The organism is Bacillus sp. Pc3, assembly GCF_000815145.1.
In the GTDB taxonomy this organism is placed as follows: Bacteria; Bacillota; Bacilli; order Bacillales; family Bacillaceae; genus Bacillus; species Bacillus velezensis.
Window position 1 is genome coordinate 3,814,579 of sequence record NZ_CP010406.1, and the last position, 13,323, is coordinate 3,827,901.

Annotated in this window: 16 protein-coding genes; 15 read left to right on the top strand and 1 reads right to left on the bottom strand. The window is 47.3% G+C overall.

The annotated features are described in order from the left end of the window. Positions 1-4: 4 nt before the first annotated feature. The 10 genes from aroA (at position 5) to SB24_RS18380 (ending at position 8,864) form a co-directional block, all read left to right on the top strand. Positions 5-1,291 (top strand): 3-phosphoshikimate 1-carboxyvinyltransferase, encoded by a 1,287-nt coding sequence (gene aroA, locus SB24_RS18335; protein WP_015417717.1) that lies wholly within the window; start codon positions 5-7, stop codon positions 1,289-1,291. A 316-nt stretch (positions 1,292-1,607) separates the two neighbouring features. Then, a complete protein-coding gene (locus SB24_RS18340; protein WP_014418250.1) occupies positions 1,608-2,879 on the top strand; it encodes a tetratricopeptide repeat protein in 1,272 nt (423 codons plus the stop codon). Positions 2,880-2,952: 73 nt separating this feature from the next. Continuing rightward, the gene (locus SB24_RS18345; protein WP_015417715.1) at positions 2,953-3,492 is read left to right on the top strand and encodes a ReoY family proteolytic degradation factor; all 540 of its coding nucleotides are present in this window, start codon (positions 2,953-2,955) and stop codon (positions 3,490-3,492) included. 54 nt (positions 3,493-3,546) lie between these two features. Next, positions 3,547-3,993, top strand: a complete 447-nt coding sequence (locus tag SB24_RS18350; protein WP_012117852.1) for a YpiF family protein — start codon at positions 3,547-3,549, stop codon at positions 3,991-3,993. A gap of 137 nt (positions 3,994-4,130) precedes the next feature. Next, positions 4,131-4,634, top strand: a complete 504-nt coding sequence (locus SB24_RS18355; RefSeq protein ID WP_003153484.1) for a Rieske (2Fe-2S) protein — start codon at positions 4,131-4,133, stop codon at positions 4,632-4,634. A 1-nt stretch (position 4,635) separates the two neighbouring features. After that, on the top strand, positions 4,636-5,310 hold the full coding sequence (gene qcrB / locus SB24_RS18360; RefSeq protein WP_003153485.1) for a menaquinol-cytochrome c reductase cytochrome b subunit: 675 nt from the start codon (positions 4,636-4,638) through the stop codon (positions 5,308-5,310). A gap of 31 nt (positions 5,311-5,341) precedes the next feature. Further along, positions 5,342-6,109 (top strand): menaquinol-cytochrome c reductase cytochrome b/c subunit, encoded by a 768-nt coding sequence (locus SB24_RS18365; protein WP_007409471.1) that lies wholly within the window; start codon positions 5,342-5,344, stop codon positions 6,107-6,109. 106 nt (positions 6,110-6,215) lie between these two features. Continuing rightward, complete coding sequence (locus SB24_RS18370) at positions 6,216-6,809, top strand: lipoprotein heptaprenylglyceryl N-acetyltransferase LhaT (protein ID WP_015240097.1); 594 nt, start codon at positions 6,216-6,218, stop codon at positions 6,807-6,809. Positions 6,810-6,876: 67 nt separating this feature from the next. Continuing rightward, positions 6,877-7,659, top strand: a complete 783-nt coding sequence (gene ypjB, locus SB24_RS18375; protein ID WP_007612217.1) for a sporulation protein YpjB — start codon at positions 6,877-6,879, stop codon at positions 7,657-7,659. A gap of 29 nt (positions 7,660-7,688) precedes the next feature. Continuing rightward, positions 7,689-8,864, top strand: a complete 1,176-nt coding sequence (locus SB24_RS18380; RefSeq protein ID WP_039254710.1) for an oxalate decarboxylase family bicupin — start codon at positions 7,689-7,691, stop codon at positions 8,862-8,864. A 23-nt stretch (positions 8,865-8,887) separates the two neighbouring features. On the opposite strand, the gene SB24_RS18385 is transcribed toward SB24_RS18380, so the two are convergent. Continuing rightward, positions 8,888-9,760 (bottom strand): YitT family protein, encoded by an 873-nt coding sequence (locus SB24_RS18385; protein ID WP_003153493.1) that lies wholly within the window; start codon positions 9,758-9,760, stop codon positions 8,888-8,890. A gap of 142 nt (positions 9,761-9,902) precedes the next feature. On the opposite strand from SB24_RS18385, the gene SB24_RS18390 reads away from it, so the two are divergent. Genes SB24_RS18390 through bshA form a run of 5 tightly spaced genes read left to right on the top strand, consistent with a single transcriptional unit; the run spans position 9,903 to position 13,323 of the window. Beyond that, positions 9,903-10,238 carry a nucleotide pyrophosphohydrolase gene (locus tag SB24_RS18390; RefSeq protein WP_003153495.1) on the top strand — a complete coding sequence of 112 codons (336 nt, stop codon included), beginning with the start codon at positions 9,903-9,905 and terminating at the stop codon, positions 10,236-10,238. 8 nt (positions 10,239-10,246) lie between these two features. Then, the gene (gene dapB, locus SB24_RS18395) at positions 10,247-11,050 is read left to right on the top strand and encodes a 4-hydroxy-tetrahydrodipicolinate reductase (protein ID WP_039254713.1); all 804 of its coding nucleotides are present in this window, start codon (positions 10,247-10,249) and stop codon (positions 11,048-11,050) included. Positions 11,051-11,073: 23 nt separating this feature from the next. Beyond that, entirely contained in the window at positions 11,074-11,487 is a 414-nt protein-coding gene (mgsA, locus tag SB24_RS18400; protein ID WP_003153499.1) for a methylglyoxal synthase, read from the top strand. After that, positions 11,480-12,193 carry a bacillithiol biosynthesis deacetylase BshB1 gene (gene bshB1 / locus SB24_RS18405; RefSeq protein WP_039254716.1) on the top strand — a complete coding sequence of 238 codons (714 nt, stop codon included), beginning with the start codon at positions 11,480-11,482 and terminating at the stop codon, positions 12,191-12,193. The genes mgsA and bshB1 overlap by 8 nt, the downstream gene beginning before the upstream one ends. Beyond that, positions 12,190-13,323, top strand: coding sequence for an N-acetyl-alpha-D-glucosaminyl L-malate synthase BshA (gene bshA / locus SB24_RS18410; RefSeq protein WP_007612214.1), 1,134 nt, complete (start codon positions 12,190-12,192; stop codon positions 13,321-13,323). Before bshB1 ends, bshA begins: the two co-directional genes overlap by 4 nt.

A 13,323-nucleotide genomic window follows, 5' to 3' on the forward strand; every position in this document is an offset into this window, starting at 1 on the left:
AACATTGAAAAGAGAAAAAGTGACGTCTTTAAACGGTGAAATTCATATTCCGGGGGATAAATCCATCTCCCACCGTTCTGTTATGTTCGGAGCGCTTGCGGAAGGAACGACAACGGTAAAAAACTTTTTGCCCGGAGCCGATTGTCTGAGCACCATTGCCTGCTTCAGAAAAATGGGTGTCTCCATTGAACAAAACGGAAGTGATGTAACGATATACGGGAAGGGCATTGACGCACTTTGTGAGCCTGACAGCCTTCTTGATGTCGGAAATTCCGGCACGACCATCCGCCTGATGCTCGGCATTTTAGCCGGACGCCCATTTCACAGTACGGTAGCGGGCGACGAAAGTATTGCAAAGCGCCCGATGAAGAGGGTGACGGAGCCTTTAAAACAGATGGGAGCCGCGATTGACGGAAGAGCGGACGGAGGATTTACGCCTTTATCCGTAAGAGGCGGACAATTGAAAGGCATTGATTACGTCTCCCCTGTTGCAAGCGCGCAGATCAAATCCGCCGTGCTGCTTGCCGGATTGCAGGCTGAAGGGACGACGACCGTCACTGAGCCTCATAAATCAAGAGACCATACGGAACGGATGCTGAACGCTTTTGGCGCCGAGCTTGCGGAAACGGAGACGAGCGCTTCCGTAACGGGCGGTCAGAATCTCCGGGGAGCTGATATTTTCGTGCCCGGCGATATTTCTTCAGCAGCCTTTTTCCTCGCGGCAGGCGCTGTCGTTCCCGGAAGTCGGATTGTGCTGAAAAATGTCGGCCTGAACCCGACACGCACGGGAATGATTGATGTCTTAAAGCAAATGGGGGCTTCACTTGAAGTGATTCCTTCAGAAGCGGACAGCGCAGAGCCTTACGGAGACCTGGTTATTGAAACTTCAGATCTGAAAGCGGCAGAAATCGGCGGAGAAATCATTCCCCGTTTAATTGACGAGATCCCGATTATCGCCCTTTTGGCAACGCAGGCTGAAGGCACAACTGTCATTAAAGACGCTGCGGAGCTGAAGGTGAAGGAAACGAACCGGATCGACACCGTCGTATCAGAGCTCCGGAAAATCGGCGCAGACATTGAACCGACTGAAGACGGCATGAAAATACACGGCAAAAAAACGCTTGCGGGCGGAGCCGATGTGTCAAGCCACGGTGACCACCGCATCGGCATGATGCTCGGTGTCGCTTCATGCCTGACAGAAGAGCCGATTGACATCTGTGATACTGAGGCAATCCATGTCTCATATCCGACATTTTTTGAGCATTTAGATCAATTAGCCAAAAAAGCCTGAAGACGATTCTTCGGGCTTTTTTCTTCATGTGTCATAAAACTTTGGGCTTTGACATAGCTTGTCTTAAACAGAAAATAACAGAAAGGGGGAATGCGTTTTCGTTACAGAAACAGCCGGAACAAATTGCGCTGTTTGCGTATAAAGATGCCGTCCCCTTTTTTGCCGTTTTCCTCTTAACCATTTTCTGATAAACTATAATGCCGGGTGAAGCATCTTATTTGCGGGCAGGCCCTGTCTGAATTATGATAAGAATAACCCGAATAAAAACCCTTTTCATTGGTTGATGAGGTATAGGAAAAGAAAGGACCGGTCTGATTTGAATACATTGATCCAAGAAGCCATAAAATTAGTTGAAGCAGGTGAAACCGAAAAGGGACTAAAAGCGCTTTCAAAAGCTGAAACGCAGCTTCATGACGAAGACAAAGCCATTGCAGCCCAGCTCTACTATGAATGGGGAAACGCCGAAAAAGCGTTAGCGCTGATCAGTGATCTGCATGACCTTTATCCGGATGAGTCTGAGCTGACGAATTTTTACGCCGAATTGTTAATAGATATTGATGAAGAAGAAAAAGCTCTTGAGGTGCTGGAGACAATTTCTCCGGAAGACCCGTCTTACGCGGAAAGCCTTCTTTTAATGGCTGATCTGTATCAGATGCAGGGCTTATTTGAAGTAAGTGAGCAAAAGCTGTTACAGGCGAAAGCGATGTTACAAGATGAACCTGTTATTGATTTCGCTCTGGGGGAATTATACTTCACTCAGGGATCATACGCAAAAGCCGTTCCTTACTATGAAGAGACGGCAAAAGAACGGCACGAAATCGGCGGCGTAAATGTTCATCAGAGGCTGGCTGAGTCATTGAGCGCGGCGGGTGAATTTGAGGAAGCGATTTCATGGTATGAAAAAGCGGCGGCAGAACATACAGAACCGAATACGATTTTCGGGTACGGGTTCACAGCCTATCAGGCGGGAATGGTCAAAACAGCCATCAAGCAGCTGTCTGATTTAAAAGGGCTTGATCCTTCCTATTCATCGCTTTATATGCCGCTTGCAAAAAGCTACGAGGCAGAAGGCATGTATGAAGATGCATTAAAAACCGCTAAAGAAGGTATTACTTACGATGAATACAATAAAGAGCTTTTTCTCTATGCGGCGAAAATGGCGTTAAAGCTCGGCAACGAAGAGGAAGGCAAAAAGCTTCTTCAGGAAGCGCTGGCGCTCGATCCGGGTTACGTGGAAGCGCTCCATACGCTTTTAGCCGTCTATCATAAAGAAGAAAGTTTTGAAGAGATTATTGATCTGATTCAGGAAGTCCGCGGCTACGGAGAAGAAGATCCGAAATACAATTGGTATTTGGCGGGTGCTTATACAGGCCTTGAGCAATACGCTGAAGCGAAAAAAAGCTTCGAAGCTGCGTATCTCCATTATCAGGATGATCGGGATTTCTTATATGAATACGCTCACTTCTTATTGGAAGAGGGTCTCCAGAAAGAAGCGCTGCCGCTTTTAAAACAAGTGCTTTCAATGGATGGAACAAACGAAGAGCTTGAAGAAACAATCTTACGGATAGAGGATGAATTTTTAAGATAAGCAGGATTTTGGACCATGCTTGCTGAATGTATAAGTGATGTCAGATTATACGATCGATAGAGGAGGGAATTACATGCAGACCCCTGTTTCTGTCAATGAAAAAAAGGATTTTATCCGTTGGTTTTTAAATCATTATCAGCTTAAACGCCGGGAGTGCGTCTGGATTTTAAATTATTTAATGAGTCATGATTCATTAATGGAAAAAGTCCATTTTGTAGAACAAGCCGAATTTTGCCCGAGAGGCATTATCATGTCTACTCATTGCGTTGATGAGGTGCCGTTTAGGTTTTACAAAGAAAATGTCATGACTACGGACGCGGAAAAATCTTTTCACGACATCCGGTTAAATAAACAGCAGGATTTATTTATCCAGCTGAATTTCCGTTCGGCCTACAGCTCACCGGAATATGCCGCTGTTCTTGAATCAAATCCGCATCTGCCGAAAGACCTGTTTGAAAATAAACAGGATCAGGGGATGGCCGAAAAAATATTAGAACATGCCATCTCCACTTTCCGGCGGGAAAAGCTGCTTAAAGATATCGACGAGGCGCTGGACCGCCACGACAAAGAAACATTTGAAAAGCTTTCCCGCCAATTGAATCAGCTCACATAAATGACAGCCTTGCAGAATATGCAAGGCTTGTTGCGTAAAGAGGAGGAACGAGACATGAGATGGAGGGCCGCTGATGCCGATGCCTATTTACAATCTGCGGATTACATTGATACCGCTGTCATTCCGTTAATTTCCATAACATCTTCAGGAGGCTTAAAAGAGGCCGTTGAACAGGGGGAAAGCACCCAATTGCTTTCTGAAGAGCTTGAGCGCCAATTGAAGGGACGGGTATATTTATTCCCCTCTTATACATATGTTGATATAGACCAATCACAAATCGCCCTGCTTCAAAAACTCAAAGACGAGGTGATGACCAACTTTCGGCACGTCTTGTTCCTGACGGCAGACGAAAAATGGAAGGATTCTGAAATAGGGTCTGATGTCATATACATACCTGCCGTTCCGTTTGAACATATGAAAGACTCTTTAAAGAGAAAAATTGCGGATGACAAGTGCGGAGAAATTTTGAACGTTTTGTTACAGAAGTGGAACAATTCTTAAAAACACCAGGCATCCCGCAAAACACCCGTTTTGCCTCTGTTGACCTTGCTGAAAGATTCATATATTATGAGGGTGTTAAATCTCAGAATTATTTTCTATTTTAGTTAATTTTTGGTCAATCTTTAGGGGGGGAAGAGATGGGCGGAAAACAAGATATATCAAGAAGACAATTTTTAAACTATGCGCTCACCGGCGTGGGGGGATTTATGGCCGCCAGTGCGCTTATGCCCATGGTCCGTTTTGCGCTGGACCCGGTATTAAAACCGACGGGAGATCAAAAAATGGTGCAGGTTGTCAGTGTGGATGAGCTGACGAAGGAGCCGAAGCGGTTTGACTTTAAAATTCATCAAGTCGACGCCTGGTACGAATCGGAAGAATCCAGGTCAGCCTGGGTTTATAAGCATGGGGATGAAATTATAGCGCTTTCTCCGATCTGTAAGCATTTGGGCTGCACCGTAAACTGGAACAATGATCCTAAAAATCCGAACAAGTTCTTTTGTCCCTGCCATTACGGGCTGTATGAAAAAGACGGCACGAACGTTCCGGGCACGCCGCCGCTCGCGCCTCTTGACCGTTATGAGCAAAAAGTAAAGGACGGCTTTTTGTATCTTGGAAAAGCAAAGCCTAGGGGGGAAGGGTGACATGCTGAACAAAATTTATGACTGGGTGGATGAACGTCTCGATATTACGCCGATGTGGCGGGATATCGCCGACCATGAAGTGCCGGAACATGTAAATCCCGCTCACCATTTCTCGGCTTTTGTCTATTGTTTCGGCGGTTTGACGTTTTTTGTAACCGTTATCCAAGTGTTGTCCGGGATGTTTTTAACGATGTATTATGTGCCGGATATAAAAAACGCGTGGGAATCTGTGTATTATTTGCAGAATGAAGTCGCTTTCGGGCAGATTGTAAGGGGTATGCACCATTGGGGTGCAAGTTTAGTCATTGTGATGATGTTTTTACATACGCTGCGGGTTTTCTTTCAGGGAGCTTATAAAAAGCCTCGGGAATTGAACTGGATCGTCGGTGTTCTGATCTTTTTTGTGATGCTCGGTCTCGGTTTTACAGGGTATCTGCTTCCATGGGATATGAAGGCGCTGTTTGCGACAAAGGTAGGTCTTCAGATTGCGGAGGCGACGCCATTGATCGGAGCGCAGGTGAAAACTCTTCTTGCCGGCCACCACGATATTGTCGGCGCCCAAACGCTGACGAGATTTTTTGCGATTCACGTATTTTTTCTCCCTGCCGCTTTGTTTGCGCTCATGGGCGCCCACTTTGTCATGATCCGCAAGCAGGGAATTTCAGGACCGCTTTAATACAAATCTGATATAAAAGGGAGGGGATGACATGCACCGGGGGAAAGGAATGAAGTTTGTAGGAGATTCAAGGATACCGGCTGAAAAAAAACCGAATATACCGAAAGACTATTCAGAGTATCCTGGAAAGACAGAGGCGTTTTGGCCGAACTTCCTGCTGAAAGAATGGATGGTCGGGGCCGTTTTCCTCGTCGGATTTCTCGTTTTAACGATTGTGCACGAGCCGCCTTTGGAACGGGTGGCGGACCCGACGGATACAGGGTATATTCCGCTGCCTGATTGGTATTTTCTATTTTTATACCAGCTATTAAAATATGAATATGCCGCAGGGAGCTACACCGTTATCGGCGCGATGATTATACCGGGTCTTGCCTTCGGGTCGCTGCTTTTGGCTCCGTTTCTCGACAGGGGGTCTGAAAGAAGGCCGTGGAAGCGTCCGGTTGCGGTCGGCATGATGCTTTTGGCGCTTTGCGCTACGGTCTTTTTAACGTGGCAGTCAGTCGCGACGCATGACTGGGCGAAGGCGGAGGAGCAAGGGAAAATCAAAAAAGAAGCCGCCATTGATACTGAATCAGACGGTTATAAGGTATTTAAAGAACAAGGCTGTATTTCCTGTCACGGGGATAATCTTCAAGGCGGAAGCGCCGGTCCGTCCCTGGTCGATAACGGGCTGAGCCCGGAAGAAATTAAAAAAATCGCCGTCAAAGGGAAAGGGCAGATGCCAGCCGGTATTTTTAAAGGGAATGACAAACAGCTTGATCAGCTGGCGAAGTTCATTTCTGAAACGACAGCAAAATAACGATTGTGAAGTAGACAATAGCAGGATATACTTTTATGAAAAGAGCTGACCGGATGTCAGCTTTTTTTGCATGATACATACTTTTTACGGACTGAGAGTTGATGGTATGAGGTGGATTTCTTATCTTTTAGGGTTGCGCGGCATGCTTCTGCTTGTTCTTGCCGTTAATTTTATCGGTACGGTGTACGGCTATTATTGGTATGTGCCTCAGCTTGCGGACACGCCGTTCCGATTTCTGATATTTGTACCTGACAGCCCGACGGCGACGTTTTTCTTCCTGTTCGTGCTTCTGGCATTTCTTATGGGAAGAAACGCGCCGCTGTTTGAAGCGCTGGCTCTTGTAACCCTTGTAAAATACGGGCTGTGGGCGGTCGGAATGAATGTCTTTGTGCTGGTCAAAATGGGGCAGATGCCTTGGGAAGGGTACATGCTGATTGCTTCACATTTTGCCATGGCCGTTCAAGGCGTTTTATACAGCCCGTATTTTCGGTTCCGGTTAAGGCATCTTGCCGTTGCTGCTGTTTGGACGCTTCATAATGATGTCATTGATTATCTTTTCGGCATGATGCCCCGCTACTCAATGCTCAATGACTATATGCAAGAGATCGGCTATGCTACATTCTGGCTGAGCATATTTTCACTCGGCCTTGCATACTATTTGGTGATTTCCAAAAGACGGATAAAGCTTGACTTACACTGATAGAATCTTGGTCTAACCTTGTCCCGCTCCTCATATTCTGTAAAGAGAAGGAGTGGGAGGGACCTCTATGAAACGAAAGCTGACGATCTGTCTTTTACTTGCTCTTATGTGTTTCATCACAACTGCCAAAGCTGAAGATGAGGGCGGTCTCAAGGAACTGAACGACCTTTCGGATACCGTTTTCCAAATGACGCGGCATTCGCAGTATGATGAGGCTCTGCAAGTGCTTGGCTACTTTAAGAAAAAAATGACACACGTAAACTCACTGAGCGGCGCCGAAGTCAGGCAGGTGACTCTGGGTTTCAATGATTTAGTGCGCGTTCTAAAACAGGCAGACGCCTCAGATACCGAAAAAATCCGGGCAGCCGCCCAGTTCAGGTTGGTAATGGATGCGATGGAAGACCACTCCGATCCGCTGTGGGGTTCGCTTGAAAGACCGATTATGGCGACATTCAGCGCCTTAAAAGAAGATGTCAGCGGAAACGGAAGTGAAAATTTCAATGAAAAGTGGAATGAATTTATATCATTATATGATTTAATTTATCCCAGCCTGACAATGGATGTGTCGGCCGGCCAGCTTGATACGGTGGCGAAACATATCGAGGTGATTGAGCAGGACGGGTTTCAGCAGATGACAAAAGGAACAAAGCTTGAGCGTCTGACGCTCCTGCAGCAGGATTTAAAGCGGGTTTTTGACAAGGTGGAGCGGGATGACGCTGACCCTTCGCTGCTCTGGGTCATTCTGACAACTGGCGGTATCATTATTACTGCGCTGACATATGTCGGCTACCGAAAATACAGAGCGGAAAAAAAGAAAGAGAAAAAGCGTGAGTATCCTAAGTCTAAATAAACACAAATTGCTGTAAAGGAGCTAAGCCAGTGAAAAAACTCATCCAGCAATTGGCTTCAAAACACCTCCCGCAGCCGATCAGAGGCAGAAAAGGGGCGACTGACGAAGGACCGCGAAACCTCGCGCGTGACTTCCAGAATCCTGACATGCTCGTTCCGCCTTCAACGGATGCAGGAACGGTTCAAAACTTAAAATTCTCATTTTCTGATACGCATATGAGGCTTGAAGACGGCGGATGGTCCAGAGAGGTGACGGTCAGGGAACTGCCGGTATCCAAAAACATCGCGGCGGTGAACATGAGACTGAAGCCGGGAGCTGTGCGGGAGCTTCATTGGCATAAAGAAGCCGAATGGGGATATGTGATTAACGGAGGAGTCCGTTTAACTGCGGTCGATCAAAATGGAAGGAATTTTATTGACAACGTAAGTGAAGGGGATCTGTGGTATTTTCCTTCCGGCATTCCTCATTCCATTCAAGGATTAGAGCAGGGCAGTGAGTTTTTGCTCGTCTTTGATGACGGCTCTTTTTCAGAAAACAGCACCTTTTCAGTAACGGACTGGTTTGCCCATACCCCGCGCAGCGTGCTGGAGGCGAACTTCGGTGTTCCCGGATATGACTTGGCCTACATTCACAAGAAAGAGCGTTACATGTTCCAGCTGGAACCGCCTCCCCCGATTGAAAAGGCAGCAGTTTCTTCCCCGGAAGGCACCGTTTTGGAGCCGTTCAGCTACAAGCTTTCCCGGCAGGAGCCCCTTGTTACCAGCGGGGGAAGAGTAAAGATTGTCGATTCAAAAACGTTTAAGGTGTCAAAAACGATTGCCGTAGCTCTCGTGGAAGTCGAACCCGGAGGCATGAGAGAATTGCATTGGCATCCGAATACGGACGAGTGGCAGTATTATCTTTCAGGAGAAGCGAAAATGACGGTGTTTGCGGCGGAGGGAAGAGCGCGGACATTTAACTATCAAGCGGGTGACGTAGGATATGTTCCTTTTGCAATGGGACATTATGTTCAGAATACCGGTGACACCGTGCTTCGCTTTCTGGAAATCTTCAAAAGCGACCGTTTTGAAGATGTCTCTTTAAACCAATGGCTGGCACTGACGCCGCAGCGCTTCGTCGAGCAGACGCTCAATGTCAGTCCGGCATTCGCCCGCCGATTGAAAAAGAAAAAATCACCGGTTGTCAAATGGAAACACAAACAGTAAAGGCGGCAAAAGCCGCCTTTTTATTATCGTCTGATCGGATTTTTATTTTCATCAAGCGTAAATCCTTCGCCGAGCACATCATGAACGTCGCTTACTGCAACAAAGGCGTGCGGGTCAACGGAAGTGATGACGCTTTTCAAAAGCACAATTTCGTTTTTCGGAACGACGCAGTAAAGAACGTCCCTGTCTTCTTTTGTATATGACCCCTGTCCTTTTAAAACAGTGACGCCGCGCTCCATCTCTTCAATGATTTTTTGCTGGATCAAATCGTTTTTCGAAGAAATAATCGTTGCCCCTTTTGCGGCATAGCCGCCTTCCTGGATAAAATCAATCAATCTCGCAGCGACAAAAACGGCTACAAGCGTGTACATCGCTTCCTTGTAAGAAAGATACGTAAACAAAGAAAGCAGAATGACACAGGCGTCAAAGGCAAACATCGTCCGGCCCATCGGAATTCCGAAAAATTTGTTGATCAGCCTGGCGATGATATCGACCCCGCCCGTCGTGCCGCCGTATTTAAAAATAATGCCGAGACCCGCGCCGATAAATACACCGGCGAATAAGGCGGCCAGCGCTAAATCATGCGACAGCGGCATATGAATTTCGTAACGCTGAAAAACACTCAGAAAAACAGAAAGAGAGACGGTGCCGATCAGGGTATAGACAAACATCGTCCGGCCGAGCATACGCCAGCCGATGAAAAAGATAGGAATGTTCAATACCAGGTTGGAAATAGAAGGGCTGATGTGGAATAACGCATATAAAAGCAGCGTAATGCCGGTAAATCCGCCTTCCGCCAAATTGTTCTGCATATTAAAGTGAACCAGTCCGAATGAAAAAACAGCGGCACCGATTAAAATAAAGCAAATGTTTTTAATTCTGATTTCTCCAAGCATTGCATCAAACCCCTTTTCCTTCCATAAGATTGCGTAAATATTATAGTGGATACAAAAGAAAACAGCAAACTGCCGTTTTTAACATTTGTCAAATGTACTTGAATTAGCTAACATGGAAGAGATGACAGGAGGTATTCGCACAGTGAGTGACAAAACGATGAAAGACTTACAAGCTGAGGTCGATGAATATATCGGCCAATTCAAAGAAGGCTATTTCAGCCCGCTTGCCATGATGGCCCGTCTCACGGAAGAACTGGGCGAACTTGCAAGAGAAGTCAACCATTATTATGGGGAAAAGCCGAAGAAAACGACGGAAAATGAGAAAAGCATGGAAGAGGAAATGGGCGATGTGCTGTTCGTCCTGATCTGCCTCGCCAACTCCCTTGATATTTCATTGGAGGAAGCTCATAACCGCGTCATGCATAAATTTAATACACGTGATAAAGACCGCTGGACTAGAAAAGAAGAAGGAAAGTAGGAGAAACCATGTCAAATGAAACCATTAAAGTCGTCATTGCCGGACCGAGAGGCAGAATGGGCCAGGAGGCCGTAAAACTTGCCGTCCGCACGCCTCATTTTGAGCTTGTCGGCGCCATTGACCATACATACGATCAGCAAACATTGCGGGAAGTGATGTCAGCTGATTCAGACGCTCTTATTTATACGGATATCCGCGCATGTTTCCAAGAAACAAAACCGGATGTGCTGATCGATTTGACAACGCCTGAAATCGGCAAAAAACATACGAAAGCCGCTCTTGAACACGGCGTCCGCCCCGTTGTGGGAACGACCGGATTTTCTGAAGCGGATTTAGAGGAGCTTCAAGCCTTGACTGAAGAAAAAGGAATCGGCGCCATCATCGCTCCGAACTTTGCATTGGGCGCGGTGCTGATGATGAAGTTCTCACAAATGGCCGCCAACTATTTTGAAGATGTAGAAATCATTGAGCTTCATCATGATCAAAAGCTGGATGCCCCGAGCGGAACGGCGCTGAAAACAGCGGAAATGATCTCAAGCGTCCGTACAGAAAAGCAGCAGGGCCATCCTGATGAAAAAGAAATTCTGCCGGGCGCCCGCGGTGCTGAATTAAACGGCATCCGCCTTCACAGCGTGCGTCTGCCGGGCCTTATCGCCCACCAGGAAATCATGTTCGGCATGGACGGCCAGACGCTGAAACTGCGCCATGACTCCTATAACCGGGCTTCCTTTATGTCAGGAGTGAAGCTGTCAGTGGAGCAAGTGATGAAAATCGACCAGCTTGTATACGGACTCGAAAATATTATCGACTGAATCGGCAAGGGGGAGAACATCAAATGAAAATCGCTTTGATTGCTCACGATAAGAAAAAGCAGGATATGGTTCAGTTTACGACCGCATATAAAGATATACTGAGCCATCATGAGTTATACGCGACAGGTACGACAGGCCTGAAAATCCAGGAAGCGACCGGATTGTCTGTTGAACGTTTTCAATCCGGCCCGCTCGGCGGAGATCAGCAAATCGGCGCATTGATTGCGGCAAATGCCCTGGATCTCGTCATTTTTCTGCGCGATCCGTTAACTGCGCAGCCTCATGAACCGGATGTCTCGGCGCTGATCCGGCTGTGTGACGTATACGCGATCCCGCTCGCCACAAATATGGGGACAGCGGAAATCCTCGTCCGGACGCTGGACGGCGGGGCATTTGATTTCCGTAATCTTGTGCGCGGAGGAGAGCCGAATGTCTGAACACGTTGATATTCTGGCGTTCGGCGCCCATAGTGATGATGTCGAGATCGGTATGGGCGGCACGATCGCAAAGTTTACGGCTCAAGGAAAAACCGCGGTGATATGCGATTTGACCGAGGCCGAACTATCATCCAACGGAACGGTAAGGATAAGAAAAGAAGAAGCGGCAAAGGCGGCCCGAATTCTCGGCGTAAAAGAGAGAATCCAGCTTACGCTTCCCGACCGCGGGCTTTTGAAAAGTGAGGACGGCATCCGCCGGATTGTCAGTGTCATCAGAGCCTGCCGGCCGAAAACCGTTTTCATGCCTTATCCGAAAGACCGCCATCCTGACCACGGCAATGCGGCGGCTTTGGTCGAAGAAGCGGTGTTCTCGGCGGGAATTCATAAATACAGAGATCACCAGGAACTGCCGGCTCATAAGGCTCAGCGCGTATACTATTATATGATCAACGGGTTTCACCGTCCGGACTTTGTAATCGACATAACGGAAACCATCGATCTGAAAAAAGAAAGCTTGCACGCCTATCAAAGCCAGTTTATTCCTACGGCGCAGTCAGTGAACACACCGCTGACCAACGGTTATATCGAAATGGTGGAAGCGCGGGAAAAACTGTATGGCAAAGAAGCAGGGACGGGGTATGCCGAAGGCTTCTTTTCAAAACAGCTTCCCGTTTTGAATGATGATGTTTTTGGGGGCGGACAATGAGACCATTAAAAATAGGGATTACATGCTACCCGAGTGTCGGAGGCTCGGGTATTATTGCGACGGAACTCGGCAAGCTGCTTGCGGAAAAAGGGCACCAGGTTCATTTCATCACATCAAGCATCCCGTTCAGATTAAATACATATCATCCGAATATTCATTTTCATGAGGTGGAAGTCAACCAATACGCGGTATTTAAATATCCGCCTTATGACCTTACGCTGGCGAGCAAAATCGCCGAGGTTGCCGCGCGGGAAAATCTTGATATCATTCACGCGCACTATGCGCTGCCTCATGCGGTATGCGCTTATCTTGCCAAACAGATGCTCAAGCGCGACATCGGCATCGTGACGACGCTTCACGGTACGGACATCACCGTTTTAGGATATGATCCGTCATTAAAAGATTTAATCCGTTTTGCCATCGAAGCGTCCGACAGAGTGACGGCGGTATCAACCGCGCTTGCCGGAGAAACATATGACTTAATCAAGCCGGATAAAAAAATTGAGACCATCTACAACTTTATTGATGAACGTGTTTATCTTAAGAAAAATACAGAGAGTATAAAAGAGAAACATGGCATTTTGCCGGATGAAAAGGTCGTCATCCATGTTTCGAACTTCAGAAAAGTAAAACGTGTTAAAGATGTCATCCGCGTTTTCCGTAATATCGCAGCCAAAACAAAGGCGAAGCTCCTGCTTGTCGGCGACGGACCGGAAAAGTGCGTCGCTTGGCAGCTTGTCGAAAAATACGGACTGCAAGATCAAGTGCTGCTCCTCGGAAATCAGGACAGGGTGGAAGAGCTGTATTCCATCAGTGACCTTAAGCTCCTTCTTTCTGAAAAAGAAAGTTTCGGACTCGTCCTCCTTGAAGCGATGGCCTGCGGCGTGCCGTGCATCGGAACAAATATCGGCGGAATCCCGGAAGTGATTAAAGATCAAGTAAGCGGTTTTCTGGTGGAAGTCGGCGATATTCAGGCGGCATCTGAAAAAGCGCTTGCCGTTTTAGAAGATAAACAGCTCAGCAAACGATTGACTGATCATGCGCTGAAAATGGCGGAGACCGCCTTTTCTTCGCAAAGAATCGTCAGTCAGTATGAACGGATTTATGACGAATTGGCAGGACCGGAGTGA